The organism is Capnocytophaga leadbetteri (assembly GCF_003054025.1).
GTDB classification, from domain to species: Bacteria; Bacteroidota; Bacteroidia; order Flavobacteriales; family Flavobacteriaceae; genus Capnocytophaga; species Capnocytophaga leadbetteri.
This window is the reverse complement of the sequence record NZ_QBKG01000019.1, coordinates 26,621-37,197: the sequence shown is the minus strand read 5'-3', so window position 1 is coordinate 37,197 and position 10,577 is coordinate 26,621. Positions and strand designations below refer to the sequence as shown.

Here is a 10,577-nt window from a genome sequence, read left to right as displayed (position 1 = left end):
GTTCTTGAATTTTGGTGTTCTTTTTTTCTCAAACACAAAATTACTAATTTTCGGGAACTTTTATTTTATTATAGGAAAAAGTTTAAACAGCTTCAATGTAAAGAGGAATTTTGTTTTTATCAATATCCAAAATATAGTGAAGGGTATAAATAATGAAGGGGTAAGTCATTTAAAGAGAATGGAATTATACAGAAACAAAGATTTGTATTTTTATGAAGAAGCATCTAAGAACATAATATTTAGAGATGCTACTTCAGAAATAAAATTATTTTGCACTCAAGAGTTAGAAAGTATACTTAATGAGTTAGACATTAAAGGGCTTGCTCTTGAAAAAGTAGGTAAAGTAGCTCCTATTCCATCCTTTTCTAAGGAAAAAAATATTTTCAATAGGTAGGGGTAATGTATCAGATGTGTTGTTAAAAATTTATTTCATTAACAATCAATACAATAAAAAAGAACTACCTTATTATTTTCTTTTACTCACTATAGAGATAAGAGTTTTTTAAGTCTATAAAGCGCTCTAAATAGTGCGAGGGGAATTATGAATTTTGAATTGTGGGACTGGTGGGAGGAATGAGAAGGCTGGGAGGGCTGGGAGGGCGAGCCGCACCGGCGATTGAGGGAAGGCTGGGAGGACTGAGAGGGCTGGGATAGTAGATGTTTATATTTCGGTAATGGGTCGCTTATCCTTCGCTTATCGTTAGCTCTTCCTGTATCGTTTCTGTATCGTTCGTAAAGGGTAAATGTGGAGATAAAAAATTTCTGCTAATAGGCAAATTTGCTAATTGATAAATTATTTGTACCTTTGTGCCTTTGATTGCTGACCGCATTAAACATTTATAATGAAAAAACAACTTACCAATACCGTACTAATGGTACGCCCTGTGCGCTTCCGTATGAATGAAGAAACGGTGGTTAATAACTATTTCCAAGAGGAAATGGATTTGAAAAATGAGGAAATTAACCGTCAGGCTCAACAAGAGTTTGATGCGTTGGTGCATAAACTGCGCATAGTAGGGGTAAAAGTGATAGTGGTAGATGATATCTACGAACAAAATACTCCTGATTCGGTGTTTCCTAACAACTGGATTACCTTTCACCAAAATGGTGATGTGGCTATATACCCTATGTTTGCTGAAAATCGTCGTCGTGAACGTCGCGAGGATATTTTGGATAGGGTGGAAGCTGAGGGTTTCGCCATAGAAAATGTGTATGACTATACCGAAGCTGAAAAAGAAAATGTGTTTTTGGAAGGTACAGGGGCTATGATACTCGATAGGGTAAATCGGAAAGCTTATTGTGCGCTCTCGCCTCGTGCTGATGAAGAACTTTTTATTGAGTTTTGCGAGGATTTTGAATATACCCCTGTGATATTTAGCGCTTATCAGCAGGTTGATAATAAGCAAGTGCCTATCTATCACACTAATGTGATGATGGCTTTGGGTGAGGATTTTGCGGTGGTGTGTTTGGATACTATCACTGACAAAAGCGAGCGCAAAAATGTGTTGCACCACCTAAAAGAAGACCACAAAGAGATTATCAGTATCACTGCAGAACAGATGTACCAATACGCGGGCAATATGCTGCAAGTGCAAGGGGCTGACAGGTCGTATTTGGTGATGAGTGACGCTGCCTACAACTGTCTGACAGCCGCACAGCGACAAACTATTGAGAAGCATTGTCCTATTATTCACAGCAATTTAGAGACCATAGAAACCTGTGGCGGCGGTAGTGCCCGCTGTATGATGGCAGAAGTGTTTAACCCTATAGCTAACGATTAATAACTAAAAAAATGGATAAAAAAGAATATATTCAGAGCAAAATACGCGACATTAAAGATTTTCCTAAAGAAGGAATTATTTTTAAAGATATTACCCCTCTGCTAATGGATGTGAAAGGGGTAGAGTACGTTATCGACCTATTGGTGGAAAACCTTAAAGGTCAGAAAGTTGATAAGGTGGTAGGAATGGAAAGCCGTGGCTTTTTCTTCGGTATGCTACTAGCGCAACGCTTGGGTGCTGGCTTTGTACCGGTACGCAAAAAAGGGAAATTGCCCTACAAAACGCTTTCGCAAACCTATGATTTGGAATATGGACAAGATGTACTTGAAATTCACGAAGATGCCATCGCTAAAGGTGAAAAAGTGCTTATACACGATGATATACTCGCTACAGGAGGTACTGCTGAAGCAGTGGTAAAGTTAGTGGAACGACTTGGAGGCGATATAGTACAACTCGACTTTTTGATGGAGTTGCACTTCCTTAACGGGCGCGAAAAACTAAAGGGACTCTCCGTATACAGTATTCTTTAGAGGCTTAATGCAACTAATAATCGGAAAAACTACTGTCTTAAAAGAAAAATTACGAAAATAGGATTTTTGTTTTTGTTGATTGTCAGTGCTTTATAAAATAGTATTGTAAAAAGTTTCTTAAAAATTTCGTCACTTAAATAAAAACTTCTATATTTGCACGAATAAAATAAATAGCAATGGTACTTAAAAAATACATCGCATATATCGCTTTATTTTTATTGTTTCTACTTCCTGCCATAGGCTTTTCGGCTGATAATCAGGAACAAGAACCTTTTAATATCAATAAATTGGTAGATGAGCACATCAATGACTCTCACGACTTTCACGTGATGGACTTTAATCATCACGCCTATGCTATTCCGCTACCTGTTATCCTGTGGACGGACAACGGCTTAGTGATGTTTATGTCTAACGCTTTTGAGCACGACAATGAGGGCAAAGTAGTGGTAGAACGCGGTGGACAGAAGTTCGTGCGTTATCATGAAGATATTTATTACGCAAATGCTGAAAATACAGTTTCTTTAGACGAAAAAGGGCAAGTGACGAATGCACGTCCGCTTAACTTTTCAATCACTAAAAATGTGTTTTCGATGCTTTTAGCCTCAGCGTTGTTGCTATGTCTTTTTATTAGTGTGGCACGCTCTTATAAGAAGAACGACAAAGCGCCTAAAGGGCTTGCGGCTTTCTTAGAACCTTTAGTGTTATTTGTGCGCGATGATATAGCTATCCCTAATATAGGTGAAAAACACTACGCTCGCTATATGCCTTATCTGCTTACGGTGTTTTTCTTGATATGGGTAGGTAACCTTTTTGGGCTTATCCCTTTCTTCCCTTTTGCAGGTACAATGACTAACAACATACTTTTTACAGGTATGTTAGCTATTTTTACCCTTCTACTTACTGTATTTAGTGGTAATAAACACTATTGGAGACATATTTTTGCGCCACCAGGGGTGCCTGTATGGATATTGCCTATAATGATACCTATTGAGGTGCTCAGTATCTTTACTAAACCTTTTGCACTGATGATACGTTTGTTTGCCAATATGACGGCAGGGCACATCATCATACTTAGCTTGATATCGCTGATATTTATTTTTGGTACGGTAGCTATATCGCCTGTATCAGTACTTTTTACACTGTTTATGAGTACGTTAGAGCTATTGGTAGCGGCTTTGCAAGCCTACGTGTTCACCCTGTTATCAGCACTATTTATAGGCGATGCGGTACAAGAGGAACACTCTTAGTAATTCATACTTAATAAAGTAACTTATTTAAATTTTTTATATATGGTTTTAGCAGGAATTGGGGCTGGATTAGCAGCCATTGGAGCCGGAATCGGTATTGGTAAAATTGGAGCATCTGCCGTTGAAGGTATTGCTCGCCAACCCGAAGTAACTTCAAAAATCCAAATCGCGATGATTATCGCTGCCGCTCTTATAGAAGGGGTTGCCCTTTTTGCGGTGGTAGTAGCTTTTATCGCGAAGTAAAACACCCAAAACCGTTGTGTAACGGTTGGTTGCACGGCGGTTTTAGTAATGACTAATAACTAACGACTAATAACTAAATAAAATGAATTTAGCACATCCTGAAAGTTTATTATTTTGGAATACCCTCATTTTTTTGATATTGCTCTTTCTCTTAGGTAAATATGCTTGGAAGCCTATTATGGGAGCAGTAAAACAGCGCGAAGAGTCTATCAATAAAGCCTTAGAAAGTGCTGAGGAAGCACGTGCGCAAATGGCAAATCTAAAGGCTGATAACGAACAATTGCTGGCTGAAGCACGCGCAGAAAGAGATGCTATGCTAAAAGAGGCACGTGAGATAAAAGATAAAATAGTAGCTGAAGCTAAAGAAGAAGCTAATCGCGAAGGCGAAAAGCTCATTAAACAAGCTAAACAAGTGATAGAGAGCGAAAAGAAAGTAGCCTTAGCACAGCTGAAAGACCAAGTAGCTTCACTTTCTATACAAATGGCACAGAAGGTGATGAAGAATGAACTTTCTGATGAGAAAAGGCAAACAGCCCTTATCAATGACTATTTAAAAAGTGTCACTTTAAACTAAAGGAAAGGTATGTACGGATTTAGAGCTGCTAATAGATATGCTAAAGCACTCTTGGAATACGCTCTACAGCAGAACGCTTTGGAGGCAGTGTATCAAGATATGTTGCTGATTGATAAAACCGTGAAAGGTAGTAAGGATTTGGAGCGGATGCTTATTTCGCCCATCGTTAAAACTATCGTTAAAAAGGAGGTTCTCAATAGAGTATTTACTTCTATCACTCCTGAAGTGCATCGCCTATTCGACCTGCTGATAGCTAATAGGCGTTTGCCTATGCTTGGGGTTATAGCAGAGAAGTTTATATGGCAATACAATGAATATAAGCACCACAAAATAGCTGTAGTTACCACTGCGATACCTTTAGATGAACGCACCCAGCGCGAGGTGCTACAAAAGGTGATTAGCCTTACTAATAATAGCAATATCACCCTTGAAAATAAGGTAGATGCCAATATTATAGGAGGGTTTATATTGCGCGTAGGCGATATTCAGTACAACGATAGTGTAGCCTATAAACTGAACAAGCTACAGCAAGATTTTCAAGAGAAACTGTTTGTGTAAATAGTTAATAATAAGGAATAAAGACAACGACTCATAACTAAAAACTGAAAAAGATGGCAGAAATTAAAGCCGCTGAAATTTCAGCAATTTTAAAAGAACAATTAGCACACTTTGATGCCAATGCGTCCTTAGAAGAAGTAGGAACAGTATTGCAAGTGGGCGATGGTATTGCGCGTATCTTCGGGCTATCGAATGCGCAGTACGGTGAATTAGTAAAATTTGATAACGGACTGAAAGGTATCGTCCTCAACCTTGAGGAAGATAACGTTGGTATCACCCTTTTAGGTCCGTCTACAGATATAAAAGAAGGTGATACTGTAAAACGCACCGGACTTATTGCCTCTATCAATGTAGGTGAGGGTATCGTAGGGCGTGTGGTTAATACGTTAGGACAACCTATCGATGGTAAAGGGCCTCTTACTGGGCAACTATACGAAATGCCATTAGAGCGTAAAGCTCCTGGGGTTATCTTCCGTCAGCCGGTGAACGAGCCGCTACAAACAGGTGTTAAAGCGATTGACGCAATGATACCAATAGGGCGCGGACAACGTGAGTTGGTAATTGGTGACCGTCAGACAGGTAAAACAACGGTGTGTATAGATACTATTCTAAATCAAAAAGAGTTTTATGACGCAGGTAAACCAGTGTACTGTATTTATGTGGCTATCGGTCAGAAAGCTTCAACAGTAGCAGGTATTACTAAGACTTTGGAAGATGCAGGGGCTTTAGCTTATACGACTATCGTAGCAGCTAACGCTTCAGACCCAGCGCCAATGCAGGTATATGCTCCTTTTGCTGGTGCCGCTATAGGTGAGTACTTCCGCGATACAGGTAGACCAGCCCTTATTATCTATGATGACCTTTCTAAACAAGCGGTAGCTTACCGTGAGGTGTCATTGCTATTACGCCGCCCGCCTGGACGTGAGGCTTACCCTGGTGACGTGTTCTACTTGCACTCTCGCCTCTTAGAGCGTGCTGCTAAAGTGATTAGTGATGATGCCATAGCGCGCCAAATGAACGACTTGCCAGAAAGTATAGCTCCTTTAGTAAAAGGAGGCGGTTCGTTAACAGCCTTGCCAATTATCGAAACACAAGCAGGAGACGTATCGGCTTATATCCCTACTAACGTAATTTCGATTACTGACGGGCAGATATTCTTGGAGTCTGACCTTTTCAACTCAGGGGTACGTCCGGCTATTAACGTAGGTATCTCGGTATCGCGTGTGGGAGGTTCGGCACAGATTAAATCGATGAAGAAAGTAGCAGGTACACTTAAGTTAGACCAAGCGCAATACCGCGAGCTTGAAGCTTTTGCTAAGTTTGGTTCTGACCTTGATGCGGCTACTATGGGAGTGATAGAGAAAGGTAAGCGCAATGTGGAAATCTTGAAACAGCCACAAAGCGACCCTTATCCGGTAGAAAACCAAATTGCGATTATCTATGCAGGTTCTAAAAACTTGTTGCGCCAAGTACCTGTAAACAAAGTAAAAGAGTTTGAAAGAGAATACTTAGAGTTCTTGAATGTATCGCATCGCGATGTGTTAGACGAACTTAAAGCAGGTAAACTAACCGATGAGATTACCGCTACGCTCGAAAAAGTAGCTAAAGAATTGGCTGAGAAATATGCTAAATAGAAACAGAAATATTCATAACATTATTAAATAATTTCAATTATGCCTATATATATAATTATTGCAATAGTAGCAGCAGTTGGGCTACAAATTTTTGTAACTAGAACCTATGCAAAGAAACGTTTGCAAGGACAAGTAGGACACATCAATCAGCAACCACTTACAGACGAGCAAAAACGATTGCTTACTTATGGAGCGATATTGGCTTATTATCGCGGTGAGAGCCTTACAAGTCTTATGCCTAAAGAGGTGTTAGATAGGTATCAGTCAGGGTTACGCCAGCAGTGGGAAATAACCGATACGGCTTCAGCAAAGGAAACTATTGGTGACTTATTGGCACAGAAACGTTCGTTGCAGTTTAGGCATTTGCTAACAGAAACTTCGCCTGAGCTTAGCAAAATTCAGAAGCAAATAGCTAAAGGGTTAGGGATAGAAGTAGCAGAGGTAGAGGCTGTAAAGTCGGCTTATGCTTGGGATTTGTGTAGAGCGGCTTCTTTAGCTAAATGGTGCTATTGGTGTAAGTATCTCACAGAAGCTGAAATGTGGGAAGTTTTAAATCAAGTATCAGCTATTGCAAAAGAACAAGGCAAAAATTGGCATGAATATACTATCTCTTTCCTTTTAGGACGTACTATTCAAGGTTTTGATTTAGAAGACCTTATAATTCTAACCTCACAGTTATTCCACAGCAAATCGCCTTCATTAAGGAAGATAGAAGATATAGATGTTTATCAGAAATACCCTTTTTAACAGCAATGGTAAATTGCTAATTGTTAATTGATAAGATGGCAAATTTAAAAGAAATACGAAGCAGGATTTCATCAGTAAGCTCAACGATGCAAATCACAGGGGCTATGAAAATGGTATCGGCAGCTAAGCTAAAAAAGGCGCAAGATGCTATTATAGCGATGAAACCTTATGCATACAAGCTCAAGCAGCTATTAGAACACTTGAGTTCGGCATTAGGAAGCGAGAATGTTTACAACCCTCGCAAAGGTGCCGTAAAGCGTGTGCTATTGGTGGCAATTACCTCTAACAGAGGTCTCTGTGGTGCCTTTAATGCTAACGTAGTAAAAAAAGTAATTGAACTTACACAAACTACCTACAAGGATAAGGAGGTGCAGTACTACACTATTGGCAAAAAAGGGAATGATGTGCTTAAAAAGACCGATAAGGTACTCGATAATAATAATCACATCTTTGATAAGCTCACTTTTGCTAATGCTGCTTCATTGGCAGAAACACTGATGACACGCTATACTAATGGCGAGTTTGATCAGATAGTGTTGGTGTATAACAGCTTTAAAAATGCTGCTACCCAAATACTTACTGAAGAAACTTTCTTGCCTATACAGCCTGTAGTAACCGATAAGAAGACTACTACTGACTACCTTTATGAGCCATCAAAACAAGAGATAGTAACACAACTTATACCGCGCTCGCTCAAAACACAGCTTTTTAAGGCTCTACGCGATTCAGTAGCTGCTGAACACGGAGCTCGTATGACGGCTATGCACAAAGCTACAGACAACGCACAAGACCTTAAAAATGAATTGATACTTACCTACAACAAAGCTCGCCAAGCCACTATTACGGGTGAGATTATAGAGATAGTAGGAGGTTCTGAAGCGCTATCATAAAGAAAATAGAAAAAGCCGAGAGGTATTACAAAAATAAAAATAAGAGATAAAATAGAGAGATTTAATTTGTATGGAAAACAAAAGAAACTACAGAGAGAGCAACAATGGCTTCTCACAAAAAAATAATAATTATAAGAAAAACAATTATTCTGAAAAAAGCGAGAGAGGTGCTTATACCCCTAATCGCTACAATAATAATCGCTATAACAATAGCAATAGAGACCAAAACGACTCTTCCTCAGAAAACAGAAAATCATATACCCCTAACTTTAAAAGAAATGATAACTTTAGAAGTGAGGAAGGTTTTAAACGAAATGAAGGCTACAAGCGCAATGATGATTTTAAAAAGAATGATGGATTTAGAAAGAATGACGGATTTAAGAAGAATAATGAATACAAGCGCAATGAAGGCTTTAACAGGAATGATAATTTCAGTAGAAATGAGCGCTTCAACAGAAATGAAGGCTATAGAAAACCTTACAAAAAGCCTTATGGTAACTACCAAAGCAATACCCCTTCAGTAGAATACGCGCCTGCTCCTGCTACAGAGATACGCTTAAACAAATATATAGCTGATGCAGGTATCTGTTCACGCCGCAATGCTGATATGTATATTTCAGCGGGCAATGTAACTGTAAATGGCGAGGTAATGACCACTTTGGGCTATAGAGTGAAGCCTACAGATGAGGTGCGTTTTGATGGTAAGCTACTTTCTTCAGAAAAAAAAGAATACATCTTGCTAAACAAACCTAAAGGTTTTATCACTACTACCAATGATGAAAAAGGACGCAAAACAGTAATGGACTTAGTCGCTAACGCTACCAATGCGCGCATCTTACCAGTAGGGCGCTTAGATAGAGCTACTACAGGGTTACTGCTCCTAACAAATGATGGAGAGCTGACTAAAAAGCTAACTCATCCTACTCACGGAGTGCGCAAGATATACCACGTAATCCTTGACCGCAAGCTTGAGTATAAAGACTTTATAGCTATCGAACAAGGCTTAGAGTTAGAAGACGGGTTTATTCAGGTAGATGAAATAAGCTATGTAGATCAAAAGCCTAAAAACGAAATCGGAATAAAGATACACAGTGGTAGAAATCGTATCGTACGCCGTATCTTTGAACACTTGGGCTATCAGGTAGATAAACTTGACCGTGTAGTATTTGCGGGGCTTACTAAAAAAGACTTGCCTCGCGGACATTGGCGCAGACTCACGCAGCAAGAGGTTATTAATCTTAGAAATATGAGATAATTAGCCATTAGCAAATTTGTAATGAATAAGAACTTAAACCCTAATAAAGAAAATTACTCGGCGCAGGAGCTTGATATTGAGCGAGCCCTGCGCCCTTTGTCTTTTGATGATTTTGCGGGACAAGAAGCGGTATTAGAGAATCTTAAAGTATTCGTAAAAGCCGCTAATATGCGCAACGAAGCCCTAGACCATACCCTTTTTCACGGTCCCCCAGGCTTGGGTAAAACTACATTGGCTCATATCTTGGCTAATGAGCTCGGGGTAGGTATTAAGATAACCTCAGGCCCTGTGCTCGATAAACCTGGTGATTTAGCAGGATTGCTCACAAATCTTCAGGAGCGCGATGTACTTTTTATAGACGAAATACACCGCTTGAGTCCAGTGGTAGAAGAGTATCTGTACTCAGCTATGGAAGACTATAAGATTGATATAATGATAGAGTCTGGCCCTAATGCCCGTACGGTACAAATCAATCTAAACCCTTTTACACTGATAGGAGCCACAACCCGTTCTGGTTTGCTCACAGCCCCTATGCGGGCGCGTTTCGGTATACAAAGCCGACTACAGTATTATTCTACTGAGCTTTTGGCTGACATTATACAGCGCAGTGCTTCTATCCTAAAGATGCCCATCTCTATGGAAGCAGCTATCGAGTTAGCAAGCAGGAGCAGAGGTACTCCGCGTATTGCCAATGCCCTTTTGCGCCGCATCCGCGATTTTGCTCAGATAAAAGGTAATGGCAAGATAGATATTGAAATCACCAGATTTGGACTCAAAGCCCTAAATGTCGATGCACACGGCTTAGATGAGATGGACAACAGAATACTCAGTACCCTCATCGATAAGTTTAAAGGAGGCCCTGTAGGGATTACAACTCTTGCTACTGCTGTTTCTGAAAGTGCTGAAACTATAGAAGAGGTGTATGAGCCTTTCCTTATCCAACAAGGTTTTATAGTGCGTACCCCTCGTGGTCGCGAGGTTACGGAGTTAGCTTACAAACACTTAGGGCGTAGCTATCAACTATCGATGATGAACTTCGAATAAATTATATTGTAGATTACAAAAAAAACTTTGCCAAAGTACTAAATCAGTACTTTGGCAAAGTTTTTTTGTGTTGT

The 10,577-nt window shown here is 39.7% G+C and carries 11 protein-coding genes and 1 pseudogene; all 12 read left to right on the top strand.

Annotated features, from left to right (window positions below; translation table 11 throughout):
- A pseudogene (locus C8P65_RS10840) lies at positions 1–394 on the top strand (hypothetical protein); the annotation flags it as partial.
- A gap of 448 nt (positions 395–842) precedes the next feature.
- Entirely contained in the window at positions 843–1,781 is a 939-nt protein-coding gene (gene ctlX / locus C8P65_RS10835) for a citrulline utilization hydrolase CtlX (RefSeq protein WP_107782814.1), read from the top strand.
- 11 nt (positions 1,782–1,792) lie between these two features.
- Complete coding sequence (locus tag C8P65_RS10830) at positions 1,793–2,311, top strand: adenine phosphoribosyltransferase (RefSeq protein ID WP_107782813.1); 519 nt, start codon at positions 1,793–1,795, stop codon at positions 2,309–2,311.
- A gap of 176 nt (positions 2,312–2,487) precedes the next feature.
- Complete coding sequence (atpB, locus tag C8P65_RS10825; protein WP_107782812.1) at positions 2,488–3,558, top strand: F0F1 ATP synthase subunit A; 1,071 nt, start codon at positions 2,488–2,490, stop codon at positions 3,556–3,558.
- A 42-nt stretch (positions 3,559–3,600) separates the two neighbouring features.
- Entirely contained in the window at positions 3,601–3,801 is a 201-nt protein-coding gene (gene atpE, locus C8P65_RS10820) for an ATP synthase F0 subunit C (RefSeq protein WP_107782811.1), read from the top strand.
- 82 nt (positions 3,802–3,883) lie between these two features.
- Positions 3,884–4,375: a F0F1 ATP synthase subunit B gene (locus C8P65_RS10815; protein ID WP_107782810.1), complete on the top strand. Its 492-nt coding sequence runs from the start codon at positions 3,884–3,886 to the stop codon at positions 4,373–4,375.
- Between the two features lie 9 nt (positions 4,376–4,384).
- Entirely contained in the window at positions 4,385–4,933 is a 549-nt protein-coding gene (gene atpH / locus C8P65_RS10810; RefSeq protein ID WP_095914405.1) for an ATP synthase F1 subunit delta, read from the top strand.
- Positions 4,934–4,986: 53 nt separating this feature from the next.
- A complete protein-coding gene (atpA, locus tag C8P65_RS10805) occupies positions 4,987–6,567 on the top strand; it encodes a F0F1 ATP synthase subunit alpha (RefSeq protein ID WP_107782809.1) in 1,581 nt (526 codons plus the stop codon).
- Between the two features lie 39 nt (positions 6,568–6,606).
- Positions 6,607–7,314 (top strand): DUF1266 domain-containing protein, encoded by a 708-nt coding sequence (locus C8P65_RS10800; RefSeq protein ID WP_245887399.1) that lies wholly within the window; start codon positions 6,607–6,609, stop codon positions 7,312–7,314.
- A gap of 35 nt (positions 7,315–7,349) precedes the next feature.
- Complete coding sequence (gene atpG, locus C8P65_RS10795) at positions 7,350–8,204, top strand: ATP synthase F1 subunit gamma (RefSeq protein WP_107782807.1); 855 nt, start codon at positions 7,350–7,352, stop codon at positions 8,202–8,204.
- A 70-nt stretch (positions 8,205–8,274) separates the two neighbouring features.
- A complete protein-coding gene (locus C8P65_RS12135; RefSeq protein ID WP_170069107.1) occupies positions 8,275–9,459 on the top strand; it encodes a pseudouridine synthase in 1,185 nt (394 codons plus the stop codon).
- 21 nt (positions 9,460–9,480) lie between these two features.
- Positions 9,481–10,503 carry a Holliday junction branch migration DNA helicase RuvB gene (gene ruvB, locus C8P65_RS10785; protein ID WP_009388592.1) on the top strand — a complete coding sequence of 341 codons (1,023 nt, stop codon included), beginning with the start codon at positions 9,481–9,483 and terminating at the stop codon, positions 10,501–10,503.
- Positions 10,504–10,577 lie beyond the last annotated feature (74 nt).